The organism is Sporomusa sp., from assembly GCF_035561155.1.
Lineage (GTDB): Bacteria > Bacillota > Negativicutes > Sporomusales > Sporomusaceae > Sporomusa.
Window position 1 is genome coordinate 1 of record NZ_DATMYD010000052.1, and the last position, 15156, is coordinate 15156.

12 protein-coding genes, 1 pseudogene and 1 riboswitch are annotated in these 15156 nt (G+C 44.7%); of the genes and pseudogenes, 11 read left to right on the plus strand and 2 right to left on the minus strand.

The annotated features are described in order from the left end of the window. The first annotated feature begins 62 nt into the window (after positions 1-62). From VN447_RS06230 to VN447_RS06250, 5 genes and pseudogenes are all read left to right on the plus strand, one after another. Positions 63-1611: pseudogene (locus VN447_RS06230) on the plus strand (IS1182 family transposase). Between the two features lie 492 nt (positions 1612-2103). Then, positions 2104-2568 (plus strand): hypothetical protein, encoded by a 465-nt coding sequence (locus VN447_RS06235; RefSeq protein WP_325523930.1) that lies wholly within the window; start codon positions 2104-2106, stop codon positions 2566-2568. A gap of 76 nt (positions 2569-2644) precedes the next feature. Further along, positions 2645-4045, plus strand: a complete 1401-nt coding sequence (locus VN447_RS06240) for a hypothetical protein (RefSeq protein ID WP_325523933.1) — start codon at positions 2645-2647, stop codon at positions 4043-4045. Positions 4046-4463: 418 nt separating this feature from the next. Beyond that, complete coding sequence (locus VN447_RS06245) at positions 4464-5240, plus strand: acyl-CoA dehydratase activase (RefSeq protein ID WP_325523935.1); 777 nt, start codon at positions 4464-4466, stop codon at positions 5238-5240. A gap of 33 nt (positions 5241-5273) precedes the next feature. Then, positions 5274-6383, plus strand: coding sequence for a double-cubane-cluster-containing anaerobic reductase (locus VN447_RS06250; RefSeq protein WP_325523937.1), 1110 nt, complete (start codon positions 5274-5276; stop codon positions 6381-6383). Positions 6384-6385: 2 nt separating this feature from the next. Here VN447_RS06250 and VN447_RS06255 read toward each other — a convergent pair whose 3' ends face one another. Beyond that, positions 6386-7024 carry a hypothetical protein gene (locus VN447_RS06255; protein WP_325523939.1) on the minus strand — a complete coding sequence of 213 codons (639 nt, stop codon included), beginning with the start codon at positions 7022-7024 and terminating at the stop codon, positions 6386-6388. A 208-nt stretch (positions 7025-7232) separates the two neighbouring features. Beyond that, a riboswitch (SAM riboswitch) is annotated at positions 7233-7343 on the plus strand. Between the two features lie 83 nt (positions 7344-7426). On the opposite strand from VN447_RS06255, the gene metX reads away from it, so the two are divergent. From metX to VN447_RS06280, 5 genes are all read left to right on the plus strand, one after another. After that, positions 7427-8647 (plus strand): homoserine O-acetyltransferase MetX, encoded by a 1221-nt coding sequence (gene metX, locus VN447_RS06260; RefSeq protein WP_325523942.1) that lies wholly within the window; start codon positions 7427-7429, stop codon positions 8645-8647. Beyond that, a complete protein-coding gene (locus VN447_RS06265; protein ID WP_325523944.1) occupies positions 8640-9365 on the plus strand; it encodes a HesA/MoeB/ThiF family protein in 726 nt (241 codons plus the stop codon). The genes metX and VN447_RS06265 overlap by 8 nt, the downstream gene beginning before the upstream one ends. A gap of 124 nt (positions 9366-9489) precedes the next feature. Further along, positions 9490-9657, plus strand: coding sequence for a hypothetical protein (locus tag VN447_RS06270; protein ID WP_325523946.1), 168 nt, complete (start codon positions 9490-9492; stop codon positions 9655-9657). Between the two features lie 118 nt (positions 9658-9775). Continuing rightward, complete coding sequence (locus VN447_RS06275; RefSeq protein ID WP_325523948.1) at positions 9776-10678, plus strand: LysR family transcriptional regulator; 903 nt, start codon at positions 9776-9778, stop codon at positions 10676-10678. 393 nt (positions 10679-11071) lie between these two features. Further along, positions 11072-11815 carry an ABC transporter permease gene (locus tag VN447_RS06280; protein WP_325523950.1) on the plus strand — a complete coding sequence of 248 codons (744 nt, stop codon included), beginning with the start codon at positions 11072-11074 and terminating at the stop codon, positions 11813-11815. A 71-nt stretch (positions 11816-11886) separates the two neighbouring features. On the opposite strand, the gene lepB is transcribed toward VN447_RS06280, so the two are convergent. Beyond that, positions 11887-12450, minus strand: a complete 564-nt coding sequence (gene lepB / locus VN447_RS06285) for a signal peptidase I (RefSeq protein ID WP_325523952.1) — start codon at positions 12448-12450, stop codon at positions 11887-11889. A 211-nt stretch (positions 12451-12661) separates the two neighbouring features. On the opposite strand from lepB, the gene cooS reads away from it, so the two are divergent. Continuing rightward, positions 12662-14788, plus strand: a complete 2127-nt coding sequence (gene cooS / locus VN447_RS06290) for an anaerobic carbon-monoxide dehydrogenase catalytic subunit (RefSeq protein WP_325523954.1) — start codon at positions 12662-12664, stop codon at positions 14786-14788. Positions 14789-15156 lie beyond the last annotated feature (368 nt).

A 15156-nucleotide genomic window follows, 5' to 3' on the forward strand; every position in this document is an offset into this window, starting at 1 on the left:
AGATGAGCCCTCTGTTATGGTAAAATATGATTGTAGATATTTGCCAAAATGGAGGGTTCTAATTGTTAAAACATGTGCCGCAGCAATTAAGTATATATAGCGTGCTGTATGACAAAATCCCCAGCAACCATCCTCTCAAAATTATCGCTGCTCATGTGGATTTTAGCTTTATTAACGATTTATTGAAAGATTCATACTGTAAACATCTGGGCCGTCCTGCCAAAGAGCCGGAAATGCTAACAAAGATACTTATTTTGCAATATCTATACAACTTATCAGATGTCAGAATCATTGAAGAAGCTAGGCTAAACTTAGCTTATATGTGGTTTCTGGGGCTTAATCCTGAAGATGATTTGCCGGAAGCAAGCCTACTCGCTAAGTTTAGAAGACACAGATTGAAAGAGACAAGTGTGGATGATATTATTCAGGAAGTCGTCCGCCAATGTATAGAAAAAGGCATTATTAAAGGGACAGGCCTAAGCATTGACGCCACTCATAGCAATGCCAATACAGTTAAAAAGGTGCCAGAAAGAATTATGAAGCATCTAGCCAGAAGAATCGTTAAATCTATTGAAGAAGAGACCGGAGAAATCCCCTCTGAACTTATTGGTGAAGTTCCAACTACAAGCTTATAGAGGATCACAATGAGGCGAAGCAGACTATGAAAGCATATGTAGAAGGCATAATAGCTAAAGCAGAAAATAACGTAGACCTGTCAAACCTACCCAGTAGCCAAAAAGCTGTCAATGAAGCAAAGGCTATATTACAAGATCCCAAATTTATTGCACAAAAGGGAGTCCGGTCACTTGTGGATAAGGATGATCGAGTTGGCTACAAGTCTCAAACAGACAGTTTTTACGGTTATAAAATAGAATTTGCAATGATTCCTGAAGCAAGGATTATTACTGCTGTATCAGTTGGTAATGGAGCATATGTAGATGGTAGTAATTTCGATGAACTTTATAAGCGGAGCAAAGCATGCGGATTGACCATACAGGAGGTGTATGGAGATAAAGCTTATTTTCGAAAACCAATTCTAGATGCCTTACAAGAAGACTCAGCAGAAGCAATTATCCCAGTAAACTCATGTGTCTATAAAATAGATGAGAGCAGATTTACATATAACAAAGATAGCGATCAATGGTTTTGTGAAATGGGCAATCACACCGTAAGGAAAGTACGCCAAAAATATAAAAATAAAAACGATGTATTCGATATCACTTTGATAAGTCGCAATGTGCTCAGTGTCCCAAACTGCTTGAATGTGCTGGTAAAAATGTTAAGAAAAAGGTCCTGCGCGTCAGTGAACACAGTGCTCAATATTATGAGCATAGTCAGTTTGCTAAGAGTAGTCAGTTCAAGCTAAAGTATAAAAAACGAGCGAGTCATGAGTGGAAGAACGGTGAAATGAAACGCTTCCATGGATTAGACCGTGCCCGAGGGTATGGTCTTAAGAGCATGTCTATGCAGGCAAAGTTAACCGCACTGGCGGTCAATTTAAAGAGGATAGCAGGCCTGCTATCCTCTTACTCAAGCGTGTTTTATGATATTTTAACCAATGTTATTTTAAAGCGCTGGTCCAACCCTACAACAGTGTGGATAAGTCTTTAGAAATAGGATTTAATCAGTGGTTTCGAACCGTCCCTGTGAGTCTGAAAGGATACAAGTTGTGCAGCGTGTTGAGGTAATAAATTTGTTTGACTAAACTTTTTTTGAAATTAACTACCCTTTTTAGGGCCAAACTGTACGGATAAAGACTAGAGGGATAATTTTTACTTCTTGACAATATAACGAGAGGAGATGCATTAGGTATGAGATATTTAAAGGCTTAAAGTTTTTTGTTACTCTGATATTGCCTAACCGAAAGAGCAGCAAGTGTACTAGGCGGAATCTGTTTTCAATTCGTGTTATTAGGAGATGGGATGGATATTGAATAGAGTTCTCATCTGAAGTATAATCATAATGGAATATGATGGAAAAGTGCCACGGGATAACGACCCTGTGATAAATAACAAGAAGGCATGGACAGCATAACTGCTCCCACCAGAGCCTGTCAGCGATGAAGGCAAAACGGTGGACATGACGGCTAAAAGGAGTGATTTAGTGGAAAAGGAGTCGATAACTAAACTAGCTTCTACAAGTATGAAAAGAACGCTATTAATCTTTAGCTTTGGTGGCTTAATTTTGCACTATGTGGTATATACGATATTTTTCATTTGCAAAATAGTGTGGTTTGAGTTTCTCCATTATAATCCGTATCGTTCTCAGGCGCAGGCACTAGAAGATATAATTCGTGCACCAGTTGATGGGCTGTTATTTTTGCTTTTTTCGATGTTTCCAGTAATTGTTGGGACTATTATTGCTATGGTTTCGCACCGAATTTGGGGGCGTGTTCCGTTCTATAGCCTCATAGTCACGGTTCCATTATGTAGCTATGTATACTTACATAACATATTGTTACCAAACTTGGAGCCAAATGAAATCGTGGATATTTTTGGGATTACTTTACGAGAATTGCTGGTCTGGGGTGGTTGCTGGTGGTGGAGTAATCGCACTCCAAATAATTGAAAAACTGCCGTGGCTTAATTTGGCCAGCAGAAAGGCCGTATTTTTATTTATATAATTACATTTAGGAGATGAAGTTGTGGGACAATTTTCGTTGGAACGAAAACCAGATAGTACCGGTATCGCCACTCTTAGTGCAGGATACTATTTGTTGTATAATGGGAATTATGTGATGAGACAACAAAATGATGGAAAATGGATCAAATTTGAAACATTGGATGCCAATTTTGATCCGGATTATTTCGAAGTTTTGGATATTGATAAGGTGCGGTCTGTCCGCGCAAAGTTTTTGAAATATAACGGAGATTACGTGCTAAGACCAGAAGGTAATCCATATATAGTGCCCTATACTTTTGATTTTAATCAATTTATAGCAAGGTATAAGTCATTGGCAGATTCACCAGACGTTAAACTTATCATGGCGCGTGATTTCTTTCAAGGTGGTATTGATGATCTGCAAAGGTCCTATGATGGAATTTACGGTTACTCCCATTCTCCTGTCCCATCATTTACTGCAGGAGCTAACTTTGTATACGGGGTAGCAAGCAGTATTGTCGGGCTTTCCATAGATGACAGTCTGTATTATGGTGGGTTAGTTAATCGACTTTTCGGCAAAAATCCTGGTCCCGTGCTAGGTAATAATCCTGAGAATCCTCCTAATATAGGAAGAGGATATAGTTTTGTTGAGTCATTGCGGAGCTATGGTGAGTTATCAACCTCACCAAACACTCCATATCATAAAGCGGATACCAATAATAATACTTACGACTTTACTACTAATTTCACTACGCTTATTCTGGAACCCACCCGCTATTTTCTGGAGTTTGAGATAAAAGCTGGCGATGACTGGGACGCTTTAGAAGCTATATATGGTCCAAAAATTCGGGATCTACCTGAATACGGCACACTTCAGTTGGCTGGAAACAAGAGACTTCAAATTGAAGTCACGGGCGATGAACTGGCGAAACTATATTATAGCGGGAAACTAAGAACGGGTGACAGGGGCTTTGCCATAATAGGAGATGGCGGAGTCCTTTCTCATTTATCAGCACATTTCGGTGATGAAATTACTCCTGACACTCTAGCGAAAGTGAATGGAGTAGAAAAAGATTCGGTGAATCCAGGGCAAAACATCACTGTATTTTCCGTTCCATCAAATGATATCAATTCAACTTCGATTACTTCTATTTCCAATAGTAGTGCTTTAAGCCAAGCAGCGGAATTTGAACAAAGATGGCAAAATAATTTTCAAACAATATTAGGACCTGACAATTCTTTATTTGTTGACGCTGAAAAAGGCATTCCTAACAAGTATGGAGTATTAATAGAAGTTGACGATTTTGGTAACCCGACTTATGAGGGACTACTTAAGACAATTGAACAGGAAGAGTTTATCAATAGAGTAAATGAAACAACAGTAGGTGAGTACCGGCAAATAGCTTGGAATGGATATTTGCAAGATGAGGAGGTTGGTTCGTAAGTCAGGTATTGGCAGAATAGGGTGGATGTGCCGGGCTACGGATCGCCTCCACAACTCATATGTACAAAAAGGACGAGGAACACTTCGCGTGCTCCTCGTAAATAACTACTTTTTCAACGTAGGTCTGGATGATCTTTTTTAGGTCATCCGGATTTTTGTTTTTTAGCGCTTCTATATCCTTTTCCAGATATATGACAATCATGGCTTTGTCCAGAGAGGTGGTCTTCAGTTTGCTTTGGGCTTCACTAATCACATTATAACGACATCGGCTTCCCGCTTTCGCCAGAGGCTCGGCGAAAGCCGTGTTTTCTTTACAACAAGGCATGCAGGAATAAGATGAGTGATAGCGAATACGATAATAGAATATTTTTATAATTTCACTATAATTAATCTATTGAAAATCTATGATAGGTGGTCTATGAAAGATAAAATAGTTGTTGGCATTGATGCTGGTTCTTCGGCTATCAAACTTACTTTGTATGATGGTGAAACAATCGAAAACTGTCTCAGTCCTTCCAGTTGGAACCCTAAAGAACAGGCTGCCAGCCTGCTGGAGACAGCGCTAGCCGGGCGAGGGCTCACCAAGGCGGTATACATCGTGGGAACAGGTTATGGGCGGCTCAACTTGCCGTTTGTAACCAAGGCAATGACAGAAATAACCTGCCATGCCAGAGGAGCAGGTTATTTATTGCCTGAGGCCAGGACTGTGATTGATATTGGCGGACAGGATGCTAAAGCCATTAGGGTAGATGCTTGTGGTAAAGTTCAGGATTTTGTGATGAATGATAAATGCGCCGCCGGGACAGGCCGGTTTTTGCAGGTTATGGCTAACGCATTAGGGCTTGATGTTGCTGACATTGGTAGCATTGAGGTTGACGCTGACTGCCAGGTGTGTACGATAAACTCAATGTGTACAGTATTTGCCGAATCTGAGGTTATCGGTCTTGTCAACAGGGGTGTTTCCCGTGAGGCGATCATTGCCGCCCTGTATATTTCGATCGCTAACCGAGTGGCGGCCATGGCAGCCGCGATTCAGCCACTGCCGCCGGTTGCTTTCACTGGCGGTGTAGCGCAAAACCTGGCGCTCAGGCGTCAGCTTGAGACCAGGCTGGGTTTGCCGGTTATTACCTCTGCCCAGGCGATATTTGCCGGATCGATCGGGGCGGCACTATATGCCTGGGATGCCGTTAAGTAGTTTAGAAAACTTATATAAATGGGGGAGAAGTCTATGTCAGATGCGTTTACTATGCTCAAAAATATTAAAGAGACAGGGAAAAAAGTTGTAGGTTTTTACTGTGTCTATGCGCCGCAGGAGCTTGTGCTGGCTGCCGGTGCGCTGGGGTTTTCCCTGTGCGCAACTAAGGAAGAGGGGATTCCTGACGGCGAAAAAACACTGCCACGCAACTTTTGTCCGCTAATTAAGTCTTCCTATGGCCTGGCAGTAACAGATAAGTGCCCGTACTTTTTGTATGCGGACCTTATTATTGGTGAAACAACCTGCGATGGTAAGAAAAAAATGTTTGAGCTCATGAAAACCTTTAAACCTGTGCATGTAATGAAAATGCCCCAGAGTTATCTTGATGAAAGTGATAAGGTTTATTGGCTAAATGAAGTAAAGGTTTTGCAAAAACTCTTGGAAGCTGAGCTTGGAACTCAAATTACGGATGAAAAATTGCAGGAAGCCATTAAGGTGCTTAATGAAGAACGCCGACTGATGCAGCAACTGGCTGAATATATGAAAAACGATCCGGTACCAATGACTGGCCAAGACTTCCTGAAGCTTCTATGGGGCAGGAATTTCGTCACTGACCGGGCGGAGTTTGCCGAACAAATCAAGGCCGTTATCAGTGATATCGAAGATAGTGTAGCCAAAGGGGAAGCCGCCAAACCTAAAGGCGCGAAACGGATTCTGGTTACCGGTGTGCCGACAGGTGTAGGCGCTGAAAAGGTGATAAAGATTATCGAAGACTGTGGTGCCGCTGTTGTGTATATTGAGAACTGTTCGGGAATGAAGCAATATGTCACGCTTGTGGATGAAACAAAACCGCCGCTGGAAGCGATTGCCGAGAAATATCTGGCAACTCCTTGTTCCTGTATGAGTCCTAATCCTATCCGCCTGCAGTATCTTGTCCAGTTGGCTAAGGACTATCGGATTGACGGTGTTGTTGACATTGCCTGGCAAGGCTGTCATACCTATAATGTTGAGAGCCGGGTAGTGAAAGAGTTCTTAAAACAGAATGGCGATACTCCATTCCTGCAAATAGAGACCGATTATTCCCAGGGTGATGTCGAGCAAATCAAAACAAGAGTGCAGGCTTTCCTGGAGATGATGGAGTAAGATTAGATACGCTTCTGACAAACCGCTTCAGCAGGACAGCCCTCGCACGAGGGCTTCTTTGTGCAATGCCGTTTAGCGTGCTCAACAATTAGCCCATGAAATTCACCATAAAGGGGCACATCCCTGGGCAGGTTTTCCTCAATCTTCAGCCGCAAGCCGTCATAAGTGTCAGGTATATCGTAACCGATTCGGTACAATATGCGTTTCGTATAGGTATCTATCACAAAAAAAGGTTTGTTTAGCGCATATAACAAGATGGAATCAGCGGTTTCCCTGCCGACGCCTTTTACGGAGAGAAGTTCAGTCCGGAGTATTTCGCCGTCAATTTTGGCTGCTTTTTCAATATTGTAGCCATAGTTTTCATACCATTGTGTCAGTGCTTTTAGTTTAATGGCCTTTTGATTATAATACCCGCTGGAACGAATGATCTGTGCCAGTTCGTCGAGCTTTACCCCTGCGATAAAGGTCGGGGATAGCCGGTCGCCCAAGTTGGCTAGGGCTTTTTCAACATTGGTCCAGGTGGTATTTTGCGTCAAGATGGCACCAACCATCATTTCAAAGGGTGTTTTGGCAGGCCACCAATTGCGTTTGCCATAGGCAGTCAGCAGGGTGTTGAATAACTCATACAATCCATTCATCATTAATCTCCTTTATCGGGTAAGTGCTTCATATATTGTCTCTGTGCCAGCGAGGCTTATTTTAGTGTGCGAGGAATATATGTATCTCTTATTATAATGTGTCATGCTTGTAAAATCCTCCTCAATTGCAGTAAAAGATTAAAAGGATATACTTGACAAATGATTCCAGCTTAGATATCATTTATACATCTACCCAATAATTTAATATTAACTCTTATCCAGAGAGGTCGAGGGACTGGCCCGATGACACCCGGCAACCGGCGTACTTACGCAGAGGTGCTAATTCCAGCAGGAATCAGTAGTTATTCCTGGGAGATGAGAGGGATTAGGTATATACCAATATGCCCCCTCTTTGCGAGGGGGCTTTAATTTTTATGCTGAATAATTTAAAGGGGGGCTTGGTCCATGGTTGTTACCTTTTTCCCTGGCTTTAAATGGCGGTCACAGCTTAAGCTGGCCCAGGTAGCCAGTCCGGAGAACCCGTTTGAATTGGTGCAAGGCGGCTGTTTGACTGAGATAACGGTAGCTTATGAAGCCTATGGCACACTAGCTGACGCCCGCGATAATGTTATCTTGTTAGCTCATGCGCTGACTGGTGACAGCCATCCAGCGGCCCATGAACTCTATGATGAACAAGGCTGGTGGGAACCGTTAATCGGGCCGGGCCGGCCGCTCGATACAGATCGATTCTATGTCATTTGCGCCAATGTGCTTGGCGGCTGTCAGGGAACAACAGGCCCGGCTTCGCAGAATCCGGCTACCGGCAGGCCATACGGAATGGAATTCCCTGAGGTTACCATTAAAGATATGGTGCGGGTGCAGAAAAGGCTGCTTGATGTACTTGGGATTCATCATCTTGCGATGGTGGTTGGCGGTTCAATGGGCGGGATGCAGGCGCTTGAGTGGGCGGTAAGCTACCCAGGCTTTATTGATGCAGCCATTGTGATTGCCGCTCCCGGTTATGCAGCGCCACAGGCTATTGCCTATAATCGGGTAGGACGTCAAGCTGTCATGCTTGATCCTGCCTGGCAAAACGGTAATTACTATGGTGGGCCGGGACCCGAAAAAGGCCTGGCTGCTGCCCGGGCACTTGGTATGATTACCTATCAAAGCGAGATGTCTATGTCGTATAAGTTTGGCCGACGTACGCGCAGCGGGCAGTTTGAAATTGAAAACTATCTTGATTATCAGGGGGCAAGCATCGTAAAGAGATTTGATGCCAATTCCTATCTCTATCTGCTGCGGGCACTTGACCTCTTCGATGTAAGCGCCGGTTATGCGTCCTATGAAGAGGCTTTAGCTCGTATTGATGCCAGGGTACTGGTTGTCGGGGTAAGCTCAGATATTTTATACCCGCCGTATCAGCAGGAAGAATTGGCTGAAACGATGCGCCGGGTAGGAATTCGTACCGATTTGGCTGTTATTGACAGCCCCCACGGGCATGACGGGTTTCTGATTGATTTCCAATTACTGCGGCCAATACTAACAAAGTTTATTAATTCTGCCCTGCCAGCCCCTGCTGCCGTGCCGCTTCGGCAGTGGTTTAGGTTCAAGGCATCCAACCTGGCCTATCTTGGGGCCCGCCTAATACCAAGATTCAGTTCAGGGAGGCATGAGTATGTCTAAAGATAAATCGCTTGCACTGCTTAAAGCTGGTACAATGCCTGAAAGGTATATGCGTAATTTAGGTACTATCGGGCTTGAGGGGCAGTTAAAAATGCTCAATGCCCGTATTGCCGTTATCGGTTCCGGCGGCCTTGGAGGTCTGGTGGTCGAGCTTTTGACCCGTATGGGCGCTGGTTATATCCGCGTTATTGACGGGGACACGTTTGCACTGCACAATCTTAATCGACAAGTATTGTCCAGTGAACACAACATTGGTCAATCCAAGGTCTTGGCAGCAGCAAAGCGGGCAGCAGAGATTAACGGTGATACAGAGATTGAGGCTGTTAGCAATATGCTGACCCAAGCTAACGCAAAAGAGTTGATTAGCAGCTGTCAGGTAGTCGTTGACGCTCTTGACAGTATTGGTGACAGGCTTACCTTAGCACAGGCCGCCCGCGAGAACAATATTCCGCTGGTACATGCTGCCATTGCCGGTTTTACAGGGCAGGTAATGACCGTATTTCCTGACGATAAGGGCATAGAAGCCATTTATCGCAACGCTAATAGTAATAAAGGTGTTGAGGTGACGCTTGGCAACCCGGCAGCCACGCCGGCCATTGCTGCGGCGCTTGAAGTTCAGGAAGCTGTTAAAATTATTACTGGTGTTGGTGAGCCACTGCGAAATAAACTGCTGTATTTCGATACCGAGTATAACAGTTTTGAAATACTACAGCTATAACCTTCTCCTCCCCTCCTATAACCGCAAGTAATTATGCCTATGCATAATAGATATTTTACTTAGCGGGCTTGTGCCCTTACAATAAATGTAAGCACTAGGCATTTAGGTAAAGGGGAGAAAGTATATGCAAGCGTTACTAACATGGATATTCGGCTGTAAACTGCCGTACAGTGATAATGCGATAACAAAACAAGGTGTGCTTGTTGATAAAAGGGCAAAAGTTGTGCCTATTCCTGTCACACGGGATATAACACAGACAAAAGAATTCTGGGATAGAGCCGTACCATCGTAGGAGTAGTTCGCTATCAAAAAATAGTCTTGACAATTAATGGTAAGGCCAGCCATAGTATAAGGTATATAGTTCCGTTTGGAACTATATACCTTATTTTTGATGTAGAGGTACAACTGGTGTGGATATTCTTCATTTAACATATTTTATTGAAGTAGCGAAGCAGGGGAGTTTTACCAAAGCTGCCAAGGAGCTTCATGTCTCTCAGCCGTCAATCAGCAAGATGGTGCGCAATCTGGAGGATGAACTCCGGGTTACCCTGATTGACAGATCGGCGCGCAAGATCAAGTTGACTGATGCCGGGCAGGCTCTCTATGAACGCGGTATTAAGATCGTTGAATCACTTAACAATGTAGCCTCTGATCTTGATGATTTAATGGGCGGACGCAAGGGGCAGATTCGCATTGGTATTCCGCCGATGGTTCAGACGAGCTTTTTTGCGATAGCCATCGGTGAATTTAAGAAAAAATACCCTGATATCATCATCGATTTAGTGGAAGTTGGCTCTAAAGCAATTGAAAGTATGGTTGAAGAAGGCAATCTGGAGATAGGTGTCGTCGTACTGCCGGTAAAAAACAAAACTAATTTCTCTATGTTTGCATTTATTAAAGATCCGATCTGGCTTATTGTTCATCCTGAACATAGGCTGGCTGCACAGGACATTGCCCATATTACGGATTTACACGACGAGTCTGTTGTCATGTTTCGCAAGGATTTTGCCCTGCATGACCATATTATCGAGAAATGCCGTGAGCACGGCTTTATGCCGAAGGTATTATGCGAAAGTTCGCAGTGGGATTTTATGGTGGAAATCGTGGCAGCTAAATTGGGCGTGGCGCTGCTGCCTAAAGTGGTATGTGATAAACTGGGCCGTGATGTTGTTAAAGCTCTGCCCATTGCCGAAGAAATCAGTCCCTGGCATCTGGCTGTAATCTGGAAAAAAGATACCTACCTATCCTTCGCCGCCCGTGAGTGGCTAAAATATGCTGCTTGTTTATTTGGTGTTGAAGTGAATCTAGACTAAAGCCGGACTCACAGCAGAGACCGGCTTTTTTATCCTGTAAGAAAGTAAACTTTCCGTCTGGATAAGGGCAACATTACCCAAAGGGCACAGGCGGCTTTCCGCTTTCGCCAAAGGCTCGGCGCAAGCCGTGTTTTCTATACACAAAAAAAAAGCCTTAGACACCTGGTCTTTTGGCTCATGACGTGGGCATAATTTAATGCCTGTATTTAGTTTACACTTTGCGTTGACAAAGGTAAAATACATAATAAGCATAACTGCTATTACCGAAAGTTATGGGGATTTTAGATATTCTCTTTGTGCACTGTAATGGGTTATACAGGATATTTGCTTGTGTAGCGCGAAGTACAGGAAATATAATCTAAGGAAATCGAGACGTGAAGGGTTGGAGACATTTTGCGATTTGAAGATATTTGTACTGTATTTTGGCGGGACTGGGTAGTATTGAATCGGCGTCTGGTTAAATTTGCTTTATCCCGGATGATTAGTCCGGTACTATATCTGGTGGCGTTTGGCTGGGGTTTGGGACGTAGTCTGACAGTTAATGGCGGGAGCTATCTGGATTTTATCCTGCCTGGTATTATGGCACTTAACGCCATGAATATCAGTTTTAGCGCAGTGGGTTCGCCACTCAATATGAGCCGGCTGTACCATAAAACGCTGGAAGAATACCTTATTGCGCCGGTCAGTCCAGGTTCTTTTGTGGCTGGCAAGGTGTTGGCAGGAGCACTCCGGGGTCTAATCTCGTGCACAATAATTTTTGTGCTGGCGTTCTTATTTGGTGCTAAGTTTGCCGTAAACGCCGGCTTTCTTCTGACGCTGTCACTTACGTGTCTGCTGTTTGCCGCTATGGGACTGGTTGCAGCCATGCTGATCAATTCGCATGAAGATATGGCTAGTTTTAGTACCTATGTGCTTCTGCCAATGTCCTTTTTATGCGCTACCTTTTTCTCGCCTGACAGACTGCCGCTTGCGCTGCGCTGGTTTATTGACCTGCTGCCGTTAACCCACGCTACCTATGCATTACGGGCTATTGGCGGGGGAATGGAGACACCGTGGGTTTCTGTCGGTGTTTTGGCGATATATACCGTGCTGCTGCTCGCTGTAGGCGTGTGGACGATGATTCGGGTAAGGGACTAAATAACAGAAGATAGGTAAACGGAAAAAACGGGTAGAGTGTGTAAATTGCACTCTACCCGTTTATTTCGGTTTTATAACGACATTACTACTTTTCCCAGCACATGACTGACAGGAACAGGACCGATATAGCGGCTGTCACTGGAATTGTTGCGATTATCGCCTAGCACGTACACTTGGCTTGGTGGGACGATAACCTTTTTAGGAGCGGCAGCGCGCATGGCTTCCTTGATATAAGGTTCATCAAGCAGTGTGCCGTTGCGGTATAATTTGCCGTCCTTAATTTCAATGGTGTCGCCAGGCTTGCCAACAACCCGCTTAATCCAAATATGATTGTCGACTTCGGCCAATTTGGCAACACTCAGGTAAGTGGAAACTGGATCAGCAAGGTCGTCTTTTACGCTGCGATCCCGGAATACGCGGCTGTCAATAATAACAATGTCGCCATAATCAGGCGCACTGGCAAAGGTATGGGACAACTTAGATACAAATACATAATCATTGTTGTGAAGGTTAGGCTCCATTGAGCTTCCTACTACCCGGGTGGGTTGAAATACAAAAGCGTTAATGACAATAGCCAGTGCTAAGGCCACGGCTAGGCTGTATGTCCAGTCAGCAATCTCTTTAATGAGTTTCATTATTAAATTCCCCCTAACATTAAAATTTTAACAGATAGATTTGATGGGAGCAAGGATTATTAACAGTAAGATAGATGGAATTATTGGTAAGTGTGTATGATAATGGGTGAAGCTCGCTAGGTATGAGGTAATTAATGATAAATCGTATTATAAAAACCCTCTTTTGGTAACAAACTAAACCCAGAAATCCCAAAGGAGGTACAATATACATATGTCTAAAGATACCCTAATCAAAAGCGCAGACACCACCAGCCGCGGCGATGTTGAATCAGTGCTCAATAAAGGTGATGCCAGCGGTACGAATAATCCGGATGAGCATTTTGATGTGCATAAGAATGCCAAGAAGTATTATGATATCGAAAAGGTTCCTGCATCTATGCCTGAAGTTCATAAATGGCAGCGGGAACACATCAAAGTACATGACCAGAGTAAGGACGGTTTCCCGCTCAATGTCATCATTGATCCGGCTATGCGCGAGATGTATCAGCACGTACATGCTCAAGGCTTGACCAACGTGTTTGACCGCTTCGAGCAACAGGAAAAAATCCGCTGCAGCTTCTGTTCTTCTGGTCTATCCTGCCAGCTGTGTGCCAACGGTCCTTGCCGTATCAGCCCCAAAGCGCCCCGCGGCAACTGTGGCGTAGACGCCGATGTTATGGTGTCGAGAAACTTTGTTTACCGTCATGTGACCATTGGAACCTCGGCTAACATCTTCCATGCTCAGCAAGCGGCCCGCACCCTGAAAGCGGCTGCAGAAAAACCGGATAGCGGCCTTAAAATACGGGACCAGCAAAAACTCTTAAAATACGCTGAAATGGCCGGCCTAAACAGCCATGAAGATGTTAATAAAGTAGCAGTTAACTTTGCCAATTGGGTTCTTGAAGATATGGGCAAGCCCTACTGGGAAGAGGCAGCCATGGTTAAAGCATTTGCCCCTCCCAAACGTCAGGAACTGTGGCGCAAGCTTAACATCTTCCCCGGCGGTGGCTTCAGTGAGGTCGGTTTTGCTCAAACTAAGTGCATGACTAACCTCAATGCGGATCCTGTCGACTTTTTGTTAACCTCTGTCCGGCTGGGCATAATCAACGAATACCAAGGCCTGTTTGCCCTCGACATTCTCCAGGAAATACTTATGGGTACCCAGAAGATCCGTACTGCCAAGCAGAATATGGGACTCCTCAAAAAAGATATGGTCAATGTGATTACCAATGGCCACATGCCCCTTACCGCTCATGTTGTCATTGAACTGGCCTCCACGCCTGAATGGCAGGACAAAGCCAAGCAAGCCGGTGCCAGTGGTCTCCAAATCCTGGGCCATGTTTGCGAAGGCCAGCAGCTGTTAAACTACAAGGATACTGGAGAGATGAGCGCTTACGCCGGGCAGGAAGGCGAGTGGCTCTCAGAAGAGTATCTCCTGGCTACCGGCGCTGTGGACCTCTTTATGTTTGACTATAACTGCACCATTCCCACTTTGCCGCTCTATGCCAAACGGTTTGGTACGACCATGGTAAGCACGCACGAAGTCATTCGTATGCCAGGCACTGAGGTTGTCGAGTTTAAGCCTGAAGAAATGAAAAAGCAGGCGGAAAAAATTCTCGATATGGCAATTAGTGCTTTTAGCAAACGCAAAGCCGAAAACCGGGAAGTATACATTCCACCTCATGTATCTGATGGCTGCATGATTGGCTTTAGCACCGAGTCGGTTAAAGAAGCGCTTGGAGGCTCCTGGAAACCGCTCATTGATGCAATTGCTGCCGGTAAAATCCGGGGTATTGCCACTATCGTCGGCTGTACCACCGCCCGGTATGGTCAAGGTGGCAGTAACATCTTCCGTATCACCAAAGGCTTAATCGAAAAAGACATCCTGATTTTGTCAGGCGGCTGTACATCGTCAGTGATGGAGTATACTGGCTTAACAAATCCGCAGGCGGCCGAAGAATGCGGCCCCGGGCTCAAAGAGGTGTGTAAAGCCCTCGGTATTCCGCCTGTTCTCTCATATGGCGCCTGTGTCGATATCGGTAAAATGACCCAAACGGCCAAAGAAATCGCCGATGCTTTGGATGTTGACACCAATAAATTGCCACTTGTTATCGGCGCACCTGAATATCTTGAACAAAAGGCTGTTGCTGATGCCTGCACCGCGATTGCTTTAGGCTGGTTGGTGCATGTTGCTCCGGTACCGTCAGTCACCGGCAGCGACCTTGTTGTTAAGACGCTGACCGAAACCACCGAAACCCTGGGACTGGGTAAACTCACGGTAGAAACCAGTGCAGACAAGACTGTGCAAATCTATGTTGATCACATTGAGAAGAAACGTAAAGAGCTGGGACTGAATTAAACAAGAAAGACTGAAATAAAAAGAGATTGCCACGCTAGCGCTCGCAATGACGGTTATATCAAGTCATTGCAGGGCGATACGCGTGGCAATCTTTTTTGTTCATGGCCGTTACCCCTATGCGGAGATAAGCGGGTAAAGAGCGGTTTCCTCTCTGGCGGTACGTGCTTTAATTGCTTTAGTAATCTGTTTAAGCTCGGTTAAAAAGACGGGAGCATTACCGTTTATTTTATGTATCAGAATTTATAAGTTTAGAGAGGCTACGGCAGGAGAAATGGCGCGGGTTTGCGGAAATACGGAGGCATGAAGAAGAACATCTTATGGCAGATCTTTTTTGATGCAAAACAGAATTGGAAGCGGTTCGTCGAGAA

Bases quoted from the DNA above. Each gene is read 5' to 3' on its own strand.
- VN447_RS06245 (WP_325523935.1), top strand. From the start codon at position 4,464: ATGAAAGATAAAATAGTTGTTGGCATTGATGCTGGTTCTTCGGCTATC.
- VN447_RS06250 (WP_325523937.1), top strand. From the start codon at position 5,274: ATGTCAGATGCGTTTACTATGCTCAAAAATATTAAAGAGACAGGGAAA.
- VN447_RS06255 (WP_325523939.1), bottom strand. From the start codon at position 7,024: ATGATGAATGGATTGTATGAGTTATTCAACACCCTGCTGACTGCCTAT.
- metX (WP_325523942.1), top strand. From the start codon at position 7,427: ATGGTTGTTACCTTTTTCCCTGGCTTTAAATGGCGGTCACAGCTTAAG.
- VN447_RS06265 (WP_325523944.1), top strand. From the start codon at position 8,640: ATGTCTAAAGATAAATCGCTTGCACTGCTTAAAGCTGGTACAATGCCT.
- VN447_RS06270 (WP_325523946.1), top strand. From the start codon at position 9,490: ATGCAAGCGTTACTAACATGGATATTCGGCTGTAAACTGCCGTACAGT.
- lepB (WP_325523952.1), bottom strand. From the start codon at position 12,450: ATGAAACTCATTAAAGAGATTGCTGACTGGACATACAGCCTAGCCGTG.
- cooS (WP_325523954.1), top strand. From the start codon at position 12,662: ATGTCTAAAGATACCCTAATCAAAAGCGCAGACACCACCAGCCGCGGC.